Origin of the sequence: Kitasatospora sp. NPDC096204 (assembly GCF_044763205.1) — a bacterium.
In the GTDB taxonomy this organism is placed as follows: domain Bacteria; phylum Actinomycetota; class Actinomycetes; order Streptomycetales; family Streptomycetaceae; genus Kitasatospora.
In genome coordinates this window covers 75,634-96,402 of record NZ_JBIWFT010000035.1, presented here as the reverse complement: position 1 = coordinate 96,402, position 20,769 = coordinate 75,634, and the positions used below count along the sequence as shown (strand labels likewise).

The following is a 20,769-nucleotide window of genomic DNA, read 5'->3' as shown; positions in this document are numbered from 1 at the left end:
CGACCCCCAGCGTCGCTCGACACCCCTCAGGACCTCCTGTGCCCACCACGTCCTCATCCGCTTCCTTCGACCCCGCCCGCGGGCTGGCGGTCCTACGGACCCCGAACAGCGTCTACGCCGTACGCATCGGCGCTGACGGCAGCCCCCGGCATCTGCACTGGGGGGCACCGCTCGACACCGACGCCCTCGGTGGACTGCCGGCGGCCGCCTCACCCGCCGCGAGCAGCTTCGAGGCAGACCCCGCACCGGACGAGCTGGCCCCGCAGACCGGTGCGCGGTTCGGGCCCGCCGGCCTCCAGGTGCGATTCGCCGACGGCACCCGCGGCGCACAGTGGTCCTTCACCGGGCACACGGTCCACGGCGGGGAGCTGCGCCTGCGCCTGGCGGACCGCCGCTACCCGCTGGCCGCCGAGCTCTGCTACCGCGTCCGCCCCGACAGCGACGTCATCGAACGATGGGTGGAACTCATCCACACCGGTGCCGACGACGCGGGTCCGATCAGCGTCGACCGGCTGGACTCGGCCTCCTGGGCGACGCCGGCCCTGCCCGACTACCGGCTCAGCCACCTCGTGGGCGGTTGGAACAGCGAGTTCCAGCTGCACCGCGACCGGCTCCCGGTCGCCGAGACCGTGCTCACCAGCCGACGCGGCGTCACCAGCCACCACGCCAACCCCTGGCTCGCCCTCGACGACGGCACCGCCGACGAGGAACACGGCGAGGTCTGGAGCACCGCCCTGGCCTGGAGCGGAAGCTGGCGCATCACCGTGCACCGCGACCCGGTCGGCCGGACCACCTGGACCGGCGGCTTCGGCCACGAGGGACTCACCTGGACCCTCGGGCCCGGCGAGAGCCTGCACACCCCCGTCTTCGCCGGCCTCCACACCCGCGACGGCTTCGGCGGCGCCAGCCGAGCCTGGCACACCCACCTGCGCACCGCCGTCCTGCCCGACCCCGAGCGTGACCGACCCGTCGTCTACAACTCGTGGGAGGCCACCGGATTCGACGTCGACCAGGCCGGCCAGCTGCGCCTGGCCCGACTGGCCGCCCGCCTGGGCGCCGAACTCTTCGTCCTCGACGACGGCTGGTTCGGCGGCCGTACCAGTGACCGCGCCGGCCTCGGCGACTGGAAACCCCGGCCCGAGGCGTTCCCGGACGGGCTGCGCCCACTGGCCGACGAGGTTCACCGCCTGGGCATGGCCTTCGGACTGTGGGTCGAGCCGGAAATGGTCAACCGCGACAGCGAGCTCCACCGGGCCCACCCCGACTGGGTCGTCCACGCCCCCACCCGGGACGCCACCGAGCTGCGCAACCAGCTCATGCTGAACTTCGCCCGCCCCGACGTCGAGGCCTGGGCCCACCGCACCCTGGACCAACTGGTGCGCGAGAACGACGTCAACTGGCTCAAGTGGGACGCCAACCGGGTCGTCACCGAAGCCGGCTGGGCCGGCCACCCGGACCCCGACCGGCTCTGGATCGACCACACCCGCGCCGTCCACCGGATCATGGACCGCCTCCGCACCGACCATCCGGGCCTGCGCATCGAGGCCTGCGCGGGCGGCGGCGGACGGGCCGACCTCGGCATCCTCGCCCGCACCGACCAGGTCTGGACCTCCGACAACACCGACCCCGTCGACCGGATCGGCATCCAACACGGCTTCAGCCAGCTCTTTCCCGCCCAGACCATGGCCGCCTGGGTGACCGACAGCCCCAATCTCGCCACCGGCCGCACCACCCCTCTGCGGTTCCGCTTCCACGTCGCCATGGCCGGCGCGCTCGGCCTCGGCGCGGACCTCACCGCCTGGTCCGAGGAGGACCTCGACGAGGCCGCCGCATTCGTCGCCCGCTACAAGGAGATCCGCCCCCTGGTCCAGCACGGCCGCCAGCACCGCCTGACGGGCCCCGGAGGAGTGACGGCCGTGCACTACGCGTCCCAGGACGGCGCCGAACACGCCGTCCTCGCCTGGCGCCCCGCGACCCGGTTCGGCCACCAGCCCGCCGGCCTCGCCCTGCCGGCCCTGGACCCGGCGGCCCGCTACCTCGACGTCGACGAGGGCACCACCCACAGCGGTGCCGTCCTGACCCGGCGGGGCATCGACCTCCGGCTGCCCGCCGGCGACTACGCCAGCCGCCTGATCCGGCTGCGCCGGACGATCTGACCCTTCGCCACCCTCCTCACGAAGGACCCGCGCACATGGCCACGCCCCGCGTCCTGGTCGTCGGCATCGACGGCGTCCGCCTCGACCTGCTGCCGCTGCTGGACACCCCGCACCTCGACGGGCTCGCGAACGCCGGCTTCCTCGCGCCCGTCCACGTCGACGACAGCACCCCGACCATGTCGGGCCCCTGCTGGACCACGATCGTCACCGGCGTCGGCGTGGCCAAGCACGGCGTCTGGGGCAACAACTTCACCGGAAACCGGCTCGGGGTGTTCCCCGACTTCACCACCCGGCTCGCCACCGAACACGGGCTGCGGACCTTCGCCGCCGGCGGCTGGGAACCTCTGTTCCTGGCCCGGCAGGGCGGCCCGGTCTTCGCGGCCCCGAGCCGGCTCGCCTACATCGCCCCGCGCGAGGACTCCCCGCAGGCCTGGGAGGAGTGCGACCGGAGCGTGACCGCCGAAGCCGTACGGGCACTCAGCTCCGGCGAGGACCTGGACGCCTCCTTCGTCTACCTCGGCGCGGTCGACGAGACCGCCCACTTCCTCGGCTGCGGCCCCGAGTACCGCCGCGCGATCGAGACCGCCGACCGACGCCTCGGACAGCTCCTTGCCGCCCTGCGCGAGCGGCCCGACGCCCGGGCCGAGGAGTGGACCGTCATCGCGGTGACCGACCACGGCCACCGCGACGAAGGCGGCCACGGCGGCCGGAGCCCGCTGGAGCGCACCGCCTGGATAGCCGCGAGCGGCCCCGGCCTCACCCCCTCCACCAGGCCGGACAGCCTCCACCACGCCGATGTCGCCGCCCACGTCTACGCCGCCCTGGGAATCGCGCCCGACCCGCACTGGACGCTCGACGGACGGCCCTTCCCCACCCTCACACCGCGAACCGCCTGATTCCTGCGGGCCGGGCTCCTTGCGGCGTTCGACGGTGGCGCCGTCAGACGCGCGCCACTCCGCGGCGGACTACTCGTCCGGCCGATCGGACTCGTCCGAGCAACCTCCCCCGACGAGGGTGAGCGTGGGGGTAGCCCGGCGTCAGTGCGGGCCCGATTCCTCGGTGCCGCAGGGGCCGCCGGCCTGGGATGCGATCACCGGCCTGGTCGAGATACCCGACGATCTGCACTTCGTCCACTGGGCCGAGCTGGAGCTTCGAGTACCGTCTGCGGCGGCCGAGCTCCGCCGCCAGTTGGCCAGATACAGCTCGCTTGCCCATAGCTTCAATGTCGTCTACGACCAGTAGCGCCGGACTGGTCGATGACGGGCATGCCGCTCAGCACTTGATCAGCGGGTCGTAGGGCTCATCCTCTGGCGTGAAGATCAGGATGAAGTCCTTGCCCGCCTCAGTCGCGACCTCGCGCAGGCGGGCCAGGACGTCGGCCTCAGTGGGAAGGTCAAGGCCGAGAGCAGTGGCCGCGCGGTCCCGCCGAACTGCCAGGTCGGGTATGTCCTCCACGTACTCGGCGGCCAGCTCACCGCTCTCCTCCGCGGTGAACGCTCGGCAGTCGCGCCACCAGGGCGCGACCAGGAGGAGCCGCAGGAGTTCCGGCAGGCCGATCGCGACCAGAGCCGCGCCACCTTCGGAATCCGCGTACAGAACCGGACGTTCCTCCCCGCCATCGCCGCAGAAGAAGTACGTGCCCCCTGTTCCATCACCCGCGAAGCCCTCCAGAGCCGCGCCCGACGCGAGGTGGACGTCCTCGCCGTGGTCTCCCCGGTCGAGGTCAAAGTCGCCCGGCCAGGCCAGGAAGCGGGCAGCGTCGGCGTGCTCGTAGATGGCAGTGATCAGCGATTGCATGCGCCGCACGATAGCGACCGGGAACGACACTCACGCGCTCGCCGGCAACACATCGACCGGAATGTATGGCGGTGAGGATCAAGACATCAAGCGGATGTTGGGGGACTGCGCGCTGGTGGCGAGGGGGTGAGCACAGTGGGTACAGGTTTGGCTCACGGGGCGAACCATGTTGCTCTGGATGCTGAACGCTTCGGCCTGCTGCGATTCTGGACAGCGGTATCCCAGGTACAGCCGGACCCACGGCGCGCGCGTCAGCGCGGCTGCTGGCTCGTCCCGCTTGGTGTCATGGAACGGCGCCCACCAGTAGTCGACGACGGCCCGGAGTGCCGTCCGCTCCCGCTCGTCGGTGACGTCGAAGGCGGCAACGCGACCTGCAGCCGGATGCTCCACTCTCTGCCTACCTGAACAAACCGCGCATTCCTCGCCATATCGGAGGTGAGTAGTGCGCCCGGTGCGCTTACAGATGAAGCAGTCCAAGCTCAGGTCCAGCTTCTTCTGCCAGTGGAGGTTGTGGAAGACCTCACCCCGGAGGGGCACTGTCAGTTCGGCGGTGATCTCAACGGTTCGCAGCACTGTGCGATTTTCGCAGACAGGCGGCTGAGGGGCGTCGCGGCATCACTGCGGTCAGCGCCCAACGGATCATCATCGCGGAGCGGTCCGGGCAGGCTCTGTCCGGCGGATCAAGGCGGCATAGGCTCCAGGGCATGCACAGCACCCTGACGGAGCACGCCCGGTGTCTCTACGGAGACGAGTACCGACCTACACCGAAGTGCGACGGCGACCACCATGAGCACTACTTCGTCGAAGAGCTGACCTTCGCTGACGCAGATTCGATCCTCGCCATGCTGCGTGAGCTGAGCCCGCACGTCGTCGACGGCCATCTGCCGGTCTGGGTTCGCAACCTGGCCTACCGTCTGGTGCTCCTGCAGCGGCCGGACGAGCCGGCGCTGCTGCGAGAGGCCGCCGAAAACCTCTGGCTGCACGGACCGGACTGGGACGACATCGCGGCAGACCTGAAGCGGCGGGCCGACTCGCTGGAACCGGGCTGAGCTGAACGGGCTCTGGCGAGGATCACGTGGGAGAGGTGGGAATAGTGCACAGTCGGAATAACCCCCTCCCGCCAGTAGTTCTGAACCTGCGCTCCGGGTGCTGCCCAGAGCCCCAGCCCGCCACGGACGGCACGGTGGGCCGCCACCTGATCCGCGCCCGCCACTTCAAGAACGTCACCGACACCGACGGCCACCACGTCTCGGCCGGCGAGATCTGCAACGTCCCGTGGGTGGCCATTGCACCGGTCGTCAACGCCATCCGCGTCCTGGAGCAGATGGTGCCCGATGGCGAGCACCTCTTCGCCGCCACCCACCACTTCGGCAAGGACACCGGCGTGCTGCAGGCTGGCGGCCTGAACCTGAGAATCAAGGACTTCATCACCTGGGCCAACCGCGAGGCCGCCGCACGCGACCTGACCGGCCAGCACATCCCCGATGATCCGCATGGACCCATGCAGGCCGGCCGCTTCCGCCGCACCCTCGCCTGGCACATCGCCCGCCGCCCCGGCGGCCTGGTCGCCCTCGCCATCCAGTACGGCCACATGCGCACCGTCCTGGATGCCCGCACCTCCAGCCGCTACGGCACCCGAAGCCGCGGTGGCATCCACACCGTCCTCGACGTCGAGACCGCGCTCGCCGCTGACACCGCCGCCCGCCTCCGCGACCGGCTCGCCGCCGGCGAGCACATCTCCGGCCCCGCCACCCAGCGGGCCCTCACCGCGGCCGCCCACGTGCCCCGCTTCGAAGGCCGCATCGTCCCCCGCACCTTCGTCAACAAAGCCCGCGCCTACCTCGCCCGCGACGGCATCGTCCTGTTCGACAACCCCGACGCCCTGCTGATCTGCGCCTTCAAGCGCGACAGCGCCCTGTGCGAACCGGACCCCGACGCGAACGCGCCCCGCCAGTACGACTGCCGACCCGGCTGTGCCAACACCGTCCGCACCGACACCCACGCCCGCCTGCTCCGCGCCCGGCCCGACGAACTCGACCACCTCGCCGACCGCCTGCCACCACCGGTCGGCCGCCGCCTACGGACCAACGCCGGCCGGCTCCGCGCCGCAGCCGGCACCCACGACTCCACCTCCCAGACCGCCGAGGCCCTGCGATGACCCCGAACCACCAGGACGAGCGCACCCGGATCCGGCAGGCCATCGACCGGCTCCTGACCGGCCAGGGCACAGCCTCCGACGGCAGCCTCACCGCCGCCGCCCTCGCGGTCGAAGCTGGCGTCCACCGCATGGCCCTGATGAAGCGCCACGCCGACCTGAAGAACGAGTTCTACGAGCGAGTCCGCGCCGACACCGCCCAGATCCCGGAGACCGAGAAGCGATTGCGAGAGACCATCGTTAAGCTCAAGCAGACCGTCGCCGACAAGAACGCCGAGATCCTCGAACTCCGTCAGCAGATCACCATGCTCACCCTGGCTGGCGCCGTACTCATCGAGCGCCTGAACGACGCCGGGGATCAGCCTGGTGCCGCTGGCAACGTCGTGCGGTTCCCGGGTTCCTGAGCACCAGCCAGCTGGCAGTTGAGTGGCGAGACCGCGCACGGCTAGGTCAGGCCCCCACAGCGAGGCTGATCTCCACTTGCGCCGGTAGTGTCCTCCTACCCCCACGTGTCCGGCCTTCTGCGGCCAGGCGCGGCGCGACGAAAGGAGCCTGGCGTTGGGCTGGATCGGCGGGCACTACCGCAGAGACGGTACTTATGTGCAAGGCCACTCCCGCAGAGGCGCGAACAAGGGTGATGACGGAGAGGGGGTGATCTTGCTGCTGGCCCTCGCCATCCTCGCGCTTCCTGCCATGGGCGTCGGCTGGTTGGTCACCAAGAAGTGGGGCAAGACCCCTGGCTGGCTGTCCGGGCTGGCGACGGCACAATGGTGCGTGCTGCTGGTGCTTACGCAGATAACCACGCCCAGCTGTCCTGTCACGCTCTCCGACGGCACCCTGGGCCCGTGTGTCGACGTGAAGGACGGTCTCGCACCGCATGGCTTCGCCTTCCTGATAGCGCTGGTGCTGACCGCCTGCGCGATAGTCTCGATCCTCGTCTATCCGCGGCAGTACCGGCCCGCACCTACACCGCTCACCTACCACGGCGTGCCGCGACTGCACACCAATTGCCTCGACTGCGGCCGACCGCTGTCCGACTACGACTCCATGGTGCGTGGCTACGGCCCCAGATGCTGGAACCGTATTCAGTAGCGCCGCCCTTAGTACTCCAGCAGGACTTCGACGTTTTGCCTGATCAGACGGCTGCGCGGTGAGTGTAGCGGGCTGGTGCCCGTCAGGGGCGGTCTTCTTGGGACCGCCCCTCGATCGTGTCCAGCCGGCGTTGGTAGTGACTGAGGTTCCCCCCGCGGCCCGCAGGGTGCGCGGGGCCGAGGCCGGGAACTGCCCCATGTCGTGGAGAACCGGCCAGGCCAGAGTGCCGGCGAAGGTGCCCGAACGCAGGGTCTCCCCGGACAGCCCGTGCTTGCGGCATTCGACGGCGTAGTGCAGCAGGGCCTCCGGCGTCAGACCGTCCAAATCGATACCGAACACCGTCAACGCGCAGCAGATGTCCCGCATCGTCCGTGTCCGACGCGGCTCCGAGACGGGCGGCTGCCCGACGCGCAGGCAGAAGTCCTCAAGCAGCGGATCGCTCGCGACGCTTCGAAACCAGCGGGTGTAGACGGAGAACCGGTTGGCGTGGAAGGAGTGTGTCAAGGGACAGTGGGATCTCCCCGGTGGCGGAAAGTTGATCTCCCCGCTGGTGGACAGTGAAAGTCCCCAGTGGACAGTTGATCTCCCCGGGGGTGGGGTCAGTAATCCGAAGCCCTTTCGGGCTCACCCCGATGGGGTGAAAATCGGGTTGGGTCCGTCCGGCTGACGTCGTGTCGTCTTGGCGCTTTCCGAGCCCGGGGGTCAGTAGGACGGTGGGAGCCCGATCGACAGGCACCCGGAAGTGTTGCTTCGAGCACGCGTATCAGACTCTCCCGCCTGCCTGGCTCCCCCGGGCGGTCCCGCCTGCACGGCGCGGACGAGAAGGGGGTGCCGGAAGGATGGACGTCATCCACGAGCGGTGTGCCGGGATCGATGTCAGCAAGACCGACGTGAAGGTGTGCCTGCGCCTGCCCAGTACGGGCAAGCGGCGCCGGAGCGAGGTGCGGGTCTTCTCGACGATGACCCGCGACCTGCTCGCGATGAAGGACTGGCTGACCGAGCAGGGCGTGACCCTGGTCGGCATGGAGGCCACCGGCGTCTACTGGAAGCCGGTGTTCCACGTGCTGGAGCACGAGATCGAGTGCTGGCTGCTGAACGCCCGCCATATGAAGGCGGTGCCCGGCCGCAAGACCGACGTCGCGGACTCGGAGTGGATCGCCAAGCTCATGGAGCACGGTCTGGTCCGCCCCTCGTTCGTGCCACCGCAGCCGATCCGCGAGCTGCGGGACACCACCCGCTACCGCACCGAGGTCGTGCGCGAGCGAACCCGGGAGGTCCAGCGGCTGGAGAAGCTGCTGGAGGACGCCGGGATCAAGCTCTCCTCGGTCGTCTCGGACATCGTCGGCAAGTCCGGCCGGGCCATGCTGGAAGCCCTCGTTGCGGGTGAGCGCGACCCACTGGTCCTCGCGGGAATGGCACTGGGCAGCATGCGCGGCAAGCGCGAGATCCTCGCCGAGGCGCTCAGGGGCCGTTTCACCGGACACCACGCGTTCATGGTCCGCGCCATGCTCGACCGCATCGACGCCTGCATCGAGATGGAGGCGCGGCTGAGCGAGCGGATCGACGCGCAGGTGCGGCCCTTTCGCCGCCGGATCGACCTCCTCGTGACCATACCCGGCATGAGCACCCGCTCCGCCGAAGTCGTGCTCGCCGAGATCGGCGCGGACATCGCCCGCTTCCCCACCGCTGCGGACCTCGCCTCCTGGGCCGGGGTCTGCCCCGGCAACCACGAGTCGGCCGGCAAGCACAGCAGTGGCAAGACCCGGCACGGTGATCCGTGGCTCAAGGGCGTCCTCGGACAGGTGGCCTCCGCGGCCTCCCGGTCCAAGGGCACCTACCTGGCCGCCCGTTTCAAGCGCATCGCCTCCCGGCGCGGCAAGAAGCGGGCCCTGGTCGCCGTCGAGCACTCGATCCTCATCGCGGTCTGGCACATGTTCACCCACGACATCGAGTACCACGACCTCGGCGGCGACTACTTCCTCGAACGCACCGGCAAGACCAGGCAGACCCGACGGCTGGTGAGCCAGCTCAACCAACTCGGCTACCAAGTCACTCTCCAATCCGTCGGGACTACTTGATCTTCAAGAAGGGATGCGGGAGGGGGATTTTCGTATCAGTCGAGGGGGACGACGCCTCGTCCGGTGGTTGCCTCGGCGAGGCGGTGGCTGTCGCCCTGGGTGACGACGACGTGGGCGTGGTGCAGGAGCCGGTCGACGGTCGCGGTGGCGAGGGTCTTCGGCATGATCTCGTCGAATCCCGACGGATGAAGGTTGCTGCTGACTGCCAGACTGCGGCGCTCGTAGGCGGCATCGACCAGGCGGTAGAAGCCTTCGGCGGCGTCGGGCGAGACGGGCAGGAGCCCGATGTCGTCGACGATGATCAGGTCGGTGCGGGTGATCCGGGTGATCGCCTTGGAGACGGAGTCGTCGACGCGGTGGCGGCGGACCAAGGCGCCGAGGTCCTCGATGGTGAACCACGCGACGGTCATCCCGGCGTCGACGGCGGCCTGCCCGAGCGCCTCGGTGAAGTGGCTCTTGCTCGTGCCCGACGGGCCAACCACACAAAGATTCTCGCGCCGTCCGACCCATTCCAGGGTCCGCAGCGCGGACTGGGTCGGGACGGGGATCGAGGAGGCTTCCTCGTTCCAGATGTGGAAGGTCTTGCCGGTGGGAAAGGCCGCGCGGGTTCGTCGGGTGCGGAGGTTGGCCGCGTCCCGGCCGGCGGCTTCCTCGGCCAGCAGAGCCCGCACGATCTCGGCGGGGTCCCAACGTTGGGCCTTCGCGGTCGGGATGATCTCGGCCATCGCCCGGCGGATGTGAGGCAGCTTCAGGCGTCGGGTCAGCGAGATCGCCTCGTCGAAGGCGGCGCCCGAGGTCGCGGCGACCGCCGAGGCGGGGGCCTGCATTCGGTGTCGTGGCGCGGGGACGGTGAGGCTGTCGTTCATGGCGGTGTGCTCTTTCTGATCGCGGCCGACGGCGGCTCGGCGCCGTCGGCCGGCTGTCGTTCTTGCTGTCATCGGGGTCGGATAGGTTGCCCGGATGACTGACATGGACCCGTTGGTGCCCGTTCTCGCCGGGCTGGTCGTCGACACCGTCTGGTTCCTCGACGGCTGCGAGGACGACGAGGTCGATCCCGACTCCGCGGTGAAGATGATGGAGAGTGTGGCCGGAGTGCTGCAGCGGCTGCCGGAGGACCAACTCGGCCGGTTCCTGCGGGCGCTCACGGATCTGGCTGAGGCCGAGCCGGACCCGCAGCGGCGGGAGTTCCTGGAGTCGTTCCCCGGCGCCTGCGGTCTGATCGACGACGAAGACTGAGCCCTGGCCGGGGTCGGCTCAGTTCGACCCGAATCCGGACCAGGCGGAAGTGCCCGGCTGCAGGCTGTGGGTCTCGCTGCGGCGGGTCGGCTCGGCCTGGTCGTGCTCGCCCTGGTGGTCCAGGATCGACAGCAGGTCGCTCTCGGCGAAGCGGCCAACCGTCGCGGCGGTGCCGAGCGCCCGGTCGACGTCGGCGGTGCCGTGCAACTTGGCCAGTGCGATGGCGTCGGCCATCTTCGCCCGAATCCGGCGGGTGCCGGCGGCCGCGGCCTCGATGAGCCAGGCCGCCGCCCCTGGCCCGATGGCCAGGAACTGGGCCTCGGCCGGGCTGGTCGGCTTCGGCGTGCGCTCCCCGCGCGGGGCGTCGGGGTAGTGCTCGTCGGCGATGCGCGGGTTGCCCGGAGTGGAGCGGGCATGCCGGGCGACCTCGGCCGCGCTGCCCGCGACCATGGCGGTGACGATCAGGTCGTCGCCGTGGAAGCGGACCCAGACGCTCTGTTCGACAAGCTCGTGCGGGACCGAGTAGCGCACCGAGTTGACCGAGATCGTCGAGTCCTTGCCGACCCGGCGGCTCTCGCCGAACGCGGCGGTGAACGGCTGCTCGGGCACCGGGTGCAGCCGCAGACGTTCCTCGGCCAGCAGATCGGCGGGGATCCGGCGGGTCTCGCGGTGGACGCGGTTGTTCACCTCAACCATGAAGGCCTCGCAGGCTTCCTGTAGCCCGGCGAAGTCGGTGTACTCGGTCCGCAGGTTCACCTGTGTGGGCACCAGGTCCCGCTTGGCGATCCGGACCGTCGACTCGGTCCCGCCCTTGGAGGCAGGGTCGGCCGGCATGCAGGTCCGCACCACGGTGCCGTAGTGGCGGGCGATCGGCACCAGCTCGGGGTTGCGGACCGCGATCCGGGCGACGTGCTCGACCGTGACCGTCTTCTCGTTGTCGGTCAGGCAGTAGGTCGGAACCCCGCCGATCGCGCGGAACGTCGCGTCCAGACAGGCCGCCACCGTCGGCAGGGTCTTGTCGAACACCGGGATGACCACGCGGAACCGGGACCAGGCCAGCCACGCGCACCACAGGCTCGTGCACCGGGAGCCGATGCGCGGGCCCTCTCCCCAGTCCCATTGCATCCACATCGCCGGCTCCGGGATCCAGGGTCTGAACACCCTGCGGTTCCCGGCCCGGTAGGACTCCTTCGCCGCCGCAACGGCCCGGCGGGTCGTGCGGTCGGTGCCGGTGAAGCCCATCGCGACGATCTTCTTGTGAACAGCGTCGGCTCCGACCTTGCCGCGGGACCGTTCGACCAGTTCCTCCACCTTCGGCAGGAAGTCGTCGATCAGCTTCGACCGCACCGCCCGCTCTGTCGGGTCGACGCCCTGGCCCCGAAGCTGGACATAGCGCCGGACCGTGTGGTGGTCGCAGCCGGCCAGCTCGGCCGCCTTCCGGTAACTCCCCGTGAGGTCGTACGCCTCAAGAATCTCCATGATCTCCTCATCGCTCTTCACCATGCCCACTGTGCGTTATGGGCGTGGTGGGTCGGCGGGGAGATCAGCTGTCCGCTACTGGGGAGGTTCCGTGTCCGCCAGCGGGGAGACCAACTGCCCGCCGTTGGGGAGTCTGCCGCGTCCGCTGACAGGAGTGCAAGGTAGGGCTGATGAGCCTGATGGCGAAGGCATGGCCGGCCCCGCTGAACAGTCGGTAGCGCAGCTTCGTGTCGTCGCCCGCGAGGTCACCGACCGGCCTGTTCAGTTCGTTCAGGCCAGACGCCTCCCAACGCTCCTGCCAAGTCGCGCCCGGGAACGGCGCGATGCGCTGAAGGAACTCCCGGACATCCCGGCCCCGTCGCCACTCCTCGTTCGGGGAGGTCGCGAAGTGGCGCCCGACGGTCGCAGCCACTTCCTCAAGAGGGGCGCATCTGAGCTTGATAGTCCAGGAAGGCCTCGAAGAGGGCCTTGCGGACGGTGTCGGTGTGCGCCGTTGCTCAGCCGAGTGGTACGCGGGCGGCGGTCTCCCACTCGTACATCCGTCGATCGCGGCCCAGGACGATGAGTTCGGCCGCGGTGACGCGGGCGGTGGCCGGGTAGGTGGTGACGGCGGCCAGGGCGTCGGCGGCGGGTCGGGCCGGGCCGTCGGCGTTGGAGTAGGCGACGGAGACGTGGGGCCGGAAGCCGTCGGCGGGCTCGGGGACCTCGGGCCAGACGTCGGCGATGGCCGCGCGGAGGGCCGAGCGTACGGCCCGGACCGGCTCGGCCGGGTCGACGGTGAGGAGCAGCGCCTCGGGGGTGACGATCGCAGGTCCCAGCGCGAGGTCGAAAGCCGGGACCTGCGCGAGGTGGTGGGCGGCGGCGTCGGCGATGGCGCGCGCGTCGGCCTCGCCGACCTCGGCGGTGGAGCCGAGGCCCTGCATGGTGAGGTGCAGCCAGCGGTCGGGGACCAGGTCCAGCCCGGGGACACCGGCCAGGGCGTGGCGGTAGTCGGCGGCAAGGCGGTGGACGTCGTCGGCGCCGTCGAAGGTCAGGTGCCAGGTGTACCAGCGGGTGCCAGGGCTCCAGCCCGGACGCCACCACCAGTGATCGGCCATGTGCGCAGTGGTGTCAGTCATGGTTGCCGATCCAACCACTGTCCGAGCCTGTGAGGGAGAGGGCGTGAGTGGCTTCGCGGACAGCGCTCTCCACGGCGGCTTGCAGGCGGCGTCCGGCGGCGCTGTCGCCCATGGGTGATCCGGCAGCACGCCGGGCGAGGTCGCGCAGGCGCTGGCGGACGGGGACGGTGCGGTGCTCAGCCGGCAGCGCAAGGATGGGGGAGAGCGCGTCGAGGACGCCCTCGGGTTCGCCGGCGAGCAGGTGGGCTCCGGCGCGGGTGATGTGGAGCTGGGCGATGGTGCCCAGGGGCCGGACATCCTGGCGCTGGAGTGCGGCGAGTCCGTGGTCGGCGTGGGAGAGTGCCCGGGCCGGGTCGTCGCCGCGCAGGCAGATGGCCGCCCCGTAGTTGGCCAGCCGTCCACTGGTGCAGGCGAACAGCCCGCCGACCTGATCATGGAGCGTGTTGGCGAGGTCGAGTTCGGAGGCCCTTTCGGCTCGGCCGAAGGCGGCCTTCGCCTCGGCGCGTGCGCCGACTTCCGCCCACGCGTCTGCGGCCTGGCAGTGGAGCAGCACGGTGACGGTTCCGGGCGCCTGGAGGGTGGCCCCGTGTTCGGCGTGTTGGATGGCCGCACGGAACTGGCCGTCCCAGAAGGCGAGCTTGCTGCGCGTGGCGGCGACCCATGCCTGGAGGCCCGGATCGCCGGCCATCTCGGCGGCCACCATGGCGGCGCGGATGTGCGTCGCGGCCTGCCGCTTGTGCCCGAGGTCGCTGGTCATCCAGGCCATCATCGCGGCGAGGTAGCCGGCGGTCGTGAAGAGCTTCTGGCGGTGGTCCAGGTTCTGGTGCCCGTACAGCAGGTCCCAGACCCGGACGAGTGATCTGTGGGTCTGCCCGTAGACCTTCAGCGGGTCCTCGGCCATCAGGTAGTCGGCGGCGAAGCCGCGGGCGTCGGCGGCGAACTGCTCCACCGAGACGGGGCCGCAGTTGGGCACCTCGGCCCACTGCGCCCACTCCGACGCCTCGTCGGCCGCGGTACGGATGAGGTCGGCGCCGGTGAGCGGCGCCTCGGGGGCCGGGGCGCGGACGGGGGCCGGGGCCGGGGCGCGGACGGGGGCCGGGGCCGGGGCGCGGACGGCCGCGGCCCCGGGAGCCTGGTGGCGCAGCAGGCGCAGGTCGGACTCCGGCAGGGCCCGGCGGTCCTCCAGGTCGAGCAGGTCCTCCAGCGAGGCGCCGTAGAGCTCGGCGAGGACGGTGAGCACCGCCAGTGTGACGCGCCGTCCGGCAGCGGCCGGCCACTTCTCCCACTTGCCGAGGAGGGAGGCGTCCGTCGCGGGCCCGGTGGCCCCTGCGGCGTCGCTGAACCGGTCGGCCGCCTCCTGGAGCGTCCAGCCGTGGGCGTGCCGCCACGCCTCGCGGGGACGGAAGCCGAAACGGGCGCGCATCTCGGTGGCGATCGTCGCCGGCGGGGCGCCGACGGCGAGGAGTTCGGTCCGCAGCGAGTCCCGGTCGGCCTTGGACCCGGGCTTGGGACGTGGAGGCATGAGGGCTCCCGGTGGGGTGCGGTGAGCAGCCTGACCCCCTCACCGTAGCGACCCGAATACGCCACGCGGGTCACACTGCGCGAATGCCGAGTGACTCGCCGTCCCGTTCTGGTCCGGATTCCGCACCGTTCGTGCAGGTCTGCCGGCTGACGGGCTGTCCGGAAAACCCGGGCGTCGGCGCCCGTGACCGAAGCGGGTCGTGAGCGGGACCGTAGTACCACCGCCGTTCACTGCGCGTCCGCTCCGGACGGCAGGGACGCGAATCGAAGGAGGGCACCATGCAGCCGAAGTCCGCCATCGCCATCGCCGCGAGCACCGACCCGGAGGAGAACCCGCAGGTCCTGGAGGACCTGGTGCTCGCCGAGGACGTCGAGCAGGAGTGGTAGTCACCGCCGCTTCCTGAACCCGGGGTGGCGGCCCGCAGGCTGGGGCCTGCGGGCCGCCACCCTCCTCATCTCCTGGGGGATCCGATGATTCATCTGTACGTCGGGCCGACGCTGCGCCCGTCCGAGCCCGTGCTGCGGCACCCGCGTATCCGGGTGCACCGTCCGGCCCGGCACGGTGACCTGTTCGCTCCCTCGATCGCCGACGGCGACCGGATCGTGCTGATCGACGGGGTCTTCCACCAGAGCCCGGCCCTGCGCCACAAGGAGATCCTGGCCGCCCTGGGGCGCGGCATCGAGGTGTTCGGTGCGGCAAGCATCGGGGCGCTGCGGGCGGCCGAGTTGGCGCCGTACGGGATGGTCGGCGTCGGGGCCGTCTACGGCGCCTACGCGCGCGGTGAGATCACCGGCGACGACGAGGTCGCTGTCGGACAGGCCCCTGACGGGCCGCGGCAGGCGCTGACCATTCCGCTGGTCAACCTCCGGCACATGCTGGAGCTGGCCGGCCGCGAGGGCGTCGTGGACCAGGCTCGCGCCGAGGATCTGCTGGAACGCTTCCGGGCGGTGTACTACCCGCAGCGCACGCCGGCGGCGGTCCGCGCGATCTGCCGTCGGGCGCGCGCCGGGGACTTCCTCGCCTGGCTCGCGGGCCGGCGCGCCGCCGATCGGCACTTCGGGGACCTGAAGCGGGCCGATGCCCTGGCCGCCATCGGCCGGGCCCTGGACGACGCTCCGGTGCCCGCGGCGCCGGTGGTGCCGGAGAACTCCTACGTCCGGCAGTGGGCCAACGCCTACCTCCGGCAGCGGGTCGACGGTCTCGACCTGCTGCTTCTTGACCGGGTCGTCTACCAGCAGGTCTTCGACCCCCGCTTCCGCACGCGCTGGCACGCCTTCCTGGAGGAGCACTCCCGGTGCGCGGCCGGCGACGGCCGGCCCTTGGACGAGCGGCTCGCCAACGCGGGCGGCCTGCCCGCGCACCGGGTGTTCCGCCCGCCGGTGGACCTGCGCGACAGGCGGGTGGTAGCCCGGCTGCTGGCCGGGGAGACCCTGGCCGACCGGCTCGCGGTCGCCCGGTACGCCAGGGCCCGGGAGGCGGCCCGCGCGCGGCCGGGGTTCTCGCTCCAGGCGGTACGCGCCGACCTTGTCCGCGACCTGCTGATGCGGGCCTGGCAGGTGGACGACGGCCGGCTGGACGAGGAGGCGTCCGCCCGGGGGCTGGGGACGGCGGTGCGGGCGATGGACGCGGCCAGGGCCCTGGTGCCCGGCTACCTCAACGAACGAGAGGAGCTCTCATGCGCGACCAACTGATCGAGCTGCCCGGCACGGTCCGGGCCCGCTCCCCGCAAGAGACCTGGGACGCGCTGTCCGCAGCCCTGCCGTCCTACGGGATCACCCGTGTGGCCCGGCTGACGGACCTGGACGTGATCGGCCTGCCGACCTGGACGGCGATCCGACCCGCCTCACTGACCCTGAGCGCCTCGCAGGGCAAGGGGCTGACCGACGACCTGGCCCGGGTGTCGGCGGTGATGGAGGCGATCGAGCTGTGGCACGTCGAACAGCCCCTGCCCGTGCCGGTGCGCGGACGGGCCGTGGACGTCGCCCCCGACTGCCCCGTGGGGGCGCTGCCGCTCAACGGACCGGTCGATGAGGCGGCGCTCGCCCGGGTGGTGTGGGACTGGACACCGGCGACGGGACTGGTGCGCGGCACCGGCATGCTGCTGCCGGTGGACGTGGTACGCCGCCGAGCGCAGCGCGGTGACTGGAGTCCGGACCTGCTGCGGGCGACCAGTACCGGGCTGGCCTGCGGGAACAGCCGCGAGGAGGCGGTGTTGCACGGCCTGTACGAGGTGGTCGAGCGCGACGTGCTGCACCGCGACAACCAGGCCGAAGGTGGGCTGCGGGTCTGGATCGAGCCGGGCACCGTGGACGACGCGACGGGACGCGAGGTGGTCGAGCGCGTCCTGCGGGCGGGGATGGAGCTGGAACTGGCCCTGGTGGAAGGCCCGTACGGGCTGCCGGTGTGCCTGGCCTACCTCTGGTCGGAGGACCTGCCGGTGGTGTTCGCGGGGGGAGGCTGCCACCACAGCCCGGGGATCGCCCTCACGCGCGCGGTGACAGAGGCCGCCCAGTCGCGGCTCACGCTGATCGCCGGGACCCGCGATGACCTGCCAGACGACATCGCACCGGCCGGCGCGGCCCTCGCCCGGCCCGCCCGCAGCGCGCTGGTCTCCTGGAAGCGGGCCGCTTACGGCTTCGCGCCCGCCTCCGAGACCTTCGCCGAGCGGGTGCACGCGACGGCGGCGGCCGTCGAGCGGGTCACCGGGCACGAGCCCGCCGCGATCGCCCTGTCCGAGCCGGACGACCTCGTGCCCGCGGTGCAGGTCGTGTGTCCGGGCGCCGGGTCCCGGGTGACCAGGACGATGCCCCGATGACCCCCGCACCGCGCGCCGCTCACGAGGCGCGGCTCGCCGCCCGGTTCGACGCCTTCCACGCGGCCCGCTCCCGCAGCTCGATCACCGCACGCCTCTACGCCCTGGCACTCGGCGAGGACTACCCCGACCAGGTCGGGGCCTCCGGCTCGTGCGATTGGGCGCTGCTGGGGCTGCTGGTGACGCGACTGCGGCTGCGGGCCGGGCAGGTCCTGGTGGACGCGGGGTGCGGCACCGGCGGCGTTGGCCTGTGGCTGGCCCGGGCCCTGGACGCCGACCTCGTCGGCCTCGACCTGTCCCCCATCGCCGTGCGCGAGGCCGCAGCCCGCGCACCGCACTTCGGCCTCGCGCAGTCCCGGGTCGCTTTCCGGGCTGCGTCCCTGGAGACGACCGGCCTGCCGGACCAACACGCCCACGGCGTGGTGTGCGTGGACGCTCTCGGCTTCGCCGCCGACCGCCAGGCGGCCCTGCGCGAGCTGGCCCGCGTCCTGGCCCCAGGCGGCCGCCTGGTCCTGACGCGCGCCACCCGCCGCACCACCGATCCCCCCTGGGCAGCAGAGGCCCAGGCCGCCGGGCTGGTGCTGAAGCACGTCGACGAGCGGCCGGACGAGCCGGCGATGTGGGACCGGCTCTACGGCCTGTGGCACGCTCACCAAGCCGAACTGGAACGCGAACTCGGCCAGGATCAGGCCGCCGACATGCTCGCCGAAGCCCGCCACCGCCGCCCCACGATGCCCGGCCGCCGCGCCGTCCTCCTCACCCTGCACCGCCCCCCGGATCCGCCCGGCCCACCGCGCGTTCCCGCTACGATCCGGGAAGGCCTGGAGATCCCCGAGAGGAACCGGACATGAGCCCCACACACCCCGCCGGCCGCGCGGCCGTCCTCTCCGCCGGATCGTGGGGCACCGCCGCCGCGAAGATCCTCGCCGACGCGGGCACCGACGTCACCCTGCACGCCCGGCGCCCCGAGATCGCCGACGCCATCAACACCACCGGCCGCAACCCTGCATACTTCCCGGACATCGAACTGCCCACCACGGTCAAAGCCACCACCAACGTGGCGGCCGCCCTGGACGGCGCCGACTACCTGGTGCTGTCCATCCCCGCCCAGTCCCTGCGGGCCAACCTCGCCACCTGGGCCCCCTTCATCCCGCCCACCACGCTGGTGGTGTCGCTGATGAAAGGCATCGAACGGGGGACCGGGCTGCGGGCCAGCGAGGTCATCGCCCAGACCACCGGCATCCCCCCGCAGCGCATCGCGGTCCTCTCGGGCCCCAACCTCGCGCGGGAAATCGTCACCGAACAGCCGGCCGCCGCCACCATCGCCTGCCCCGACGCCGACGCGGCCCACCGCTTCCAAGCCGCCTGCCGCACCCCCTACTTCCGCCCCTACACCAGCACCGACGTCATCGGCTGCGAACTCGGCGGCGTCCTGAAGAACGTCACCGCCCTGGCCGTCGGCATCGCCGCCGGCATGGGCATGGGCGCCAACGCCCTCGCGCTGCTCACTACCCGGGGCCTGGCCGAGACAGCTCGGCTGGCCACCGCACTCGGTGCCGACCCCGCCACCCTGGTCGGGCTGGCCGGCCTCGGCGACCTGGTCGCCACGTGCTCGTCCCCGCTCTCCCGCAACCGGACCTTCGGCCACCACCTCGGCACCGGGCTGAGCGTCGACGAGGCAGCCGCCGCCACCCGCCAGACCACCGAGGGCGTAAAGAGCGCCGACGCCATCGTTACCCTCGCCCGCGCCCACAGCATCGAGATGCCCATCACCGAGACCGTCGCCGCGCTGCTGCGCGGCGCGCTCACCCTGGACGAGGCAGCCACCGCGCTCATGAAGCCGTGAAACCCGAGCGCTGAGCGCCGTACCCGCAGGCTCCACCACCTCCCTCCCGCTCCGGAGGTCGATCCATCATGCCCTCATCACTCGCCGAACTCCTGACCGCCGCCCTGGTGCTGTGGATGGGCGTCGGCTTCACCCGCCGCCCCGGCCGCTGGTTCCGCTGGAGGCTGTTCTCCCACGCCACCTTCAGCATCGTCACCCTCACCGGCGCCAAGGATGGCCGCACCGAGCCCGTCAACCCGTATGCGGAGCTGTCACCCGGCAGCCTCATGCTGCCGCCCCCCGTACTCCAGGCCGTCCTCAACCACTACGTACGCACCGGCTGCTACGACCGGATCGACGGCCACGGACGCGTCCTGTCCGCCCGAGGCGAGCAGCGGATCGAGGTGCGCGACAGCCGTGTCGTGGTTCTCTGACGCCGTCACCTCCGGTTTCCGCTACCCCACCGACCCCTCCCGCCTCCAGCTGTTCCGAATCGCCTTCGGAGCCGTCCTGACCGTCCGCTTCGCCGCCGCCTTCACCAGCGGAGGGTGGAACCGCTTCGCCCCGGGCCAGGTCCAGGCCGCCTTCGCCCGCCGACGCCACGGCGACACCCGGGCCCGCGTCCTGTTCGCCGTCTACCGGCCGATGCTCGTCCTGCGGGCCCTGGCCGCGCCGGCGCTGGCCCTGGGCCTCGCACCGCGCCTCACCCTGTCGATCGTGCTGGCCGGCGCCGCCACGGAGTTCGCCTACCTGAGAAGCCCCAGCGCCGTCCGCTACATCATCCTCACCGGCACGTGCCTCCTGCTCGCGGGAGACCTCGGTCACGGACTCACCCTCACGCATGCCCCCAGCCACGCCAACACCTGGGCGCAGTGCCTGCTCGTCCTGGTCACCTCGGACATCTACCTCAACTCGGCCTGGCACAAGATCCGCTCCAGCCAGTTCCGCAGCGGCCTCTACCTCGCGCAGTTCATCCATACCTACGCCCAGGTCAAGAACGACCTCCGCCACCGGAACCAGTTCGCCATCCCCCGACTCGTCCAGCAGCACCTCGGGAACCTGACCGCCTACGACATCCGGGCCTGGCACGTGCTGTCCGTCACGGTCATCGTGGTCGAACTTGCGCTACCCATCGGCCTGATTCTCCCCCCGACCAGGCCCTACGCCGCAGCGGCCGGCATCGCCATGCACGCCGCCTTCTCCTGCCTCAAACCCGTCCAGCTCATCACCTTCTCCGGACTGGCCACCGCAAGCTACCTCGCCTTCGCCCCCTGACGCCCAGCCGAAACCGCCGGAACCGGGGTCAGTCGGCGACGGCAGCGACCTCGTCTGCGGGCAGCTCTTGCCGGCCCCGGCGTCCTATCTCTGACCCACGGTGCAAAGTAGCGGATGATCACGCGCTCGCTGTCGTGGCGGCCGTCTCGGCCCCGGTGTCCTAGCTCAGGCACCAGCCGCAAGGTAGCGGGGTGATCACGTAATCGTCGTCGGGGTGGCCTTCT

At 71.4% G+C, this 20,769-nt stretch carries 21 protein-coding genes; 15 read left to right on the top strand and 6 right to left on the bottom strand.

Annotation, left to right across the window (positions count from 1 at the left end; all coding sequences use genetic code 11):
- Window positions 1-38 precede the first annotated feature (38 nt).
- From ACIQ87_RS30975 to ACIQ87_RS30965, 3 genes are all read left to right on the top strand, one after another.
- Window positions 39-2,156: an alpha-galactosidase gene (locus tag ACIQ87_RS30975; protein ID WP_402413096.1), complete on the top strand. Its 2,118-nt coding sequence runs from the start codon at window positions 39-41 to the stop codon at window positions 2,154-2,156.
- A gap of 35 nt (window positions 2,157-2,191) precedes the next feature.
- Entirely contained in the window at window positions 2,192-3,052 is an 861-nt protein-coding gene (locus ACIQ87_RS30970) for an alkaline phosphatase family protein (protein WP_402413093.1), read from the top strand.
- A gap of 163 nt (window positions 3,053-3,215) precedes the next feature.
- Window positions 3,216-3,398 (top strand): hypothetical protein, encoded by a 183-nt coding sequence (locus ACIQ87_RS30965; protein WP_402413090.1) that lies wholly within the window; start codon window positions 3,216-3,218, stop codon window positions 3,396-3,398.
- Between the two features lie 30 nt (window positions 3,399-3,428).
- On the opposite strand, the gene ACIQ87_RS30960 is transcribed toward ACIQ87_RS30965, so the two are convergent.
- Window positions 3,429-3,953 carry a hypothetical protein gene (locus ACIQ87_RS30960; RefSeq protein WP_402413087.1) on the bottom strand — a complete coding sequence of 175 codons (525 nt, stop codon included), beginning with the start codon at window positions 3,951-3,953 and terminating at the stop codon, window positions 3,429-3,431.
- A 78-nt stretch (window positions 3,954-4,031) separates the two neighbouring features.
- A complete protein-coding gene (locus ACIQ87_RS30955) occupies window positions 4,032-4,526 on the bottom strand; it encodes a hypothetical protein (protein ID WP_402413084.1) in 495 nt (164 codons plus the stop codon).
- 131 nt (window positions 4,527-4,657) lie between these two features.
- On the opposite strand from ACIQ87_RS30955, the gene ACIQ87_RS30950 reads away from it, so the two are divergent.
- From ACIQ87_RS30950 to ACIQ87_RS30930, 5 genes are all read left to right on the top strand, one after another.
- Complete coding sequence (locus ACIQ87_RS30950; RefSeq protein WP_402413081.1) at window positions 4,658-5,002, top strand: hypothetical protein; 345 nt, start codon at window positions 4,658-4,660, stop codon at window positions 5,000-5,002.
- A gap of 134 nt (window positions 5,003-5,136) precedes the next feature.
- Complete coding sequence (locus tag ACIQ87_RS30945; RefSeq protein ID WP_402413078.1) at window positions 5,137-6,111, top strand: hypothetical protein; 975 nt, start codon at window positions 5,137-5,139, stop codon at window positions 6,109-6,111.
- Complete coding sequence (locus ACIQ87_RS30940) at window positions 6,108-6,512, top strand: hypothetical protein (protein ID WP_402413075.1); 405 nt, start codon at window positions 6,108-6,110, stop codon at window positions 6,510-6,512. Before ACIQ87_RS30945 ends, ACIQ87_RS30940 begins: the two co-directional genes overlap by 4 nt.
- 247 nt (window positions 6,513-6,759) lie before the next feature.
- A complete protein-coding gene (locus tag ACIQ87_RS30935) occupies window positions 6,760-7,200 on the top strand; it encodes a DUF6011 domain-containing protein (protein ID WP_402413073.1) in 441 nt (146 codons plus the stop codon).
- An 839-nt stretch (window positions 7,201-8,039) separates the two neighbouring features.
- Window positions 8,040-9,278: an IS110 family transposase gene (locus ACIQ87_RS30930; RefSeq protein WP_402413071.1), complete on the top strand. Its 1,239-nt coding sequence runs from the start codon at window positions 8,040-8,042 to the stop codon at window positions 9,276-9,278.
- Between the two features lie 35 nt (window positions 9,279-9,313).
- Here ACIQ87_RS30930 and istB read toward each other — a convergent pair whose 3' ends face one another.
- Window positions 9,314-10,105, bottom strand: coding sequence for an IS21-like element helper ATPase IstB (gene istB, locus ACIQ87_RS30925; RefSeq protein ID WP_402413129.1), 792 nt, complete (start codon window positions 10,103-10,105; stop codon window positions 9,314-9,316).
- A gap of 133 nt (window positions 10,106-10,238) precedes the next feature.
- Between istB and ACIQ87_RS30920 the strand changes: the two genes are divergently transcribed.
- Entirely contained in the window at window positions 10,239-10,514 is a 276-nt protein-coding gene (locus ACIQ87_RS30920) for a hypothetical protein (RefSeq protein WP_402413068.1), read from the top strand.
- An 18-nt stretch (window positions 10,515-10,532) separates the two neighbouring features.
- Here ACIQ87_RS30920 and istA read toward each other — a convergent pair whose 3' ends face one another.
- From istA to ACIQ87_RS30905, 3 genes are all read right to left on the bottom strand, one after another.
- The gene (gene istA, locus ACIQ87_RS30915) at window positions 10,533-12,014 is read right to left on the bottom strand and encodes an IS21 family transposase (protein ID WP_402413126.1); all 1,482 of its coding nucleotides are present in this window, start codon (window positions 12,012-12,014) and stop codon (window positions 10,533-10,535) included.
- Between the two features lie 476 nt (window positions 12,015-12,490).
- Window positions 12,491-13,111 carry a 2'-5' RNA ligase family protein gene (locus ACIQ87_RS30910; RefSeq protein ID WP_402413065.1) on the bottom strand — a complete coding sequence of 207 codons (621 nt, stop codon included), beginning with the start codon at window positions 13,109-13,111 and terminating at the stop codon, window positions 12,491-12,493.
- Entirely contained in the window at window positions 13,104-14,633 is a 1,530-nt protein-coding gene (locus ACIQ87_RS30905) for a helix-turn-helix domain-containing protein (protein WP_402413063.1), read from the bottom strand. Before ACIQ87_RS30905 ends, ACIQ87_RS30910 begins: the two co-directional genes overlap by 8 nt.
- Before the next feature lie 470 nt (window positions 14,634-15,103).
- On the opposite strand from ACIQ87_RS30905, the gene ACIQ87_RS30900 reads away from it, so the two are divergent.
- The 6 genes from ACIQ87_RS30900 (at window position 15,104) to ACIQ87_RS30875 (ending at window position 20,545) form a co-directional block, all read left to right on the top strand.
- Entirely contained in the window at window positions 15,104-16,324 is a 1,221-nt protein-coding gene (locus ACIQ87_RS30900; protein ID WP_402413061.1) for a TfuA-like protein, read from the top strand.
- Window positions 16,309-17,448, top strand: a complete 1,140-nt coding sequence (locus ACIQ87_RS30895; RefSeq protein ID WP_402413058.1) for a YcaO-like family protein — start codon at window positions 16,309-16,311, stop codon at window positions 17,446-17,448. Before ACIQ87_RS30900 ends, ACIQ87_RS30895 begins: the two co-directional genes overlap by 16 nt.
- Window positions 17,445-18,296, top strand: a complete 852-nt coding sequence (locus ACIQ87_RS30890; RefSeq protein ID WP_402413055.1) for a class I SAM-dependent methyltransferase — start codon at window positions 17,445-17,447, stop codon at window positions 18,294-18,296. Before ACIQ87_RS30895 ends, ACIQ87_RS30890 begins: the two co-directional genes overlap by 4 nt.
- Window positions 18,293-19,291 carry an NAD(P)H-dependent glycerol-3-phosphate dehydrogenase gene (locus tag ACIQ87_RS30885; protein WP_402413052.1) on the top strand — a complete coding sequence of 333 codons (999 nt, stop codon included), beginning with the start codon at window positions 18,293-18,295 and terminating at the stop codon, window positions 19,289-19,291. The genes ACIQ87_RS30890 and ACIQ87_RS30885 overlap by 4 nt, the downstream gene beginning before the upstream one ends.
- A 68-nt stretch (window positions 19,292-19,359) precedes the next feature.
- On the top strand, window positions 19,360-19,704 hold the full coding sequence (locus tag ACIQ87_RS30880; RefSeq protein ID WP_402413049.1) for a hypothetical protein: 345 nt from the start codon (window positions 19,360-19,362) through the stop codon (window positions 19,702-19,704).
- A complete protein-coding gene (locus ACIQ87_RS30875) occupies window positions 19,688-20,545 on the top strand; it encodes a hypothetical protein (protein WP_402413046.1) in 858 nt (285 codons plus the stop codon). Before ACIQ87_RS30880 ends, ACIQ87_RS30875 begins: the two co-directional genes overlap by 17 nt.
- Window positions 20,546-20,769 lie beyond the last annotated feature (224 nt).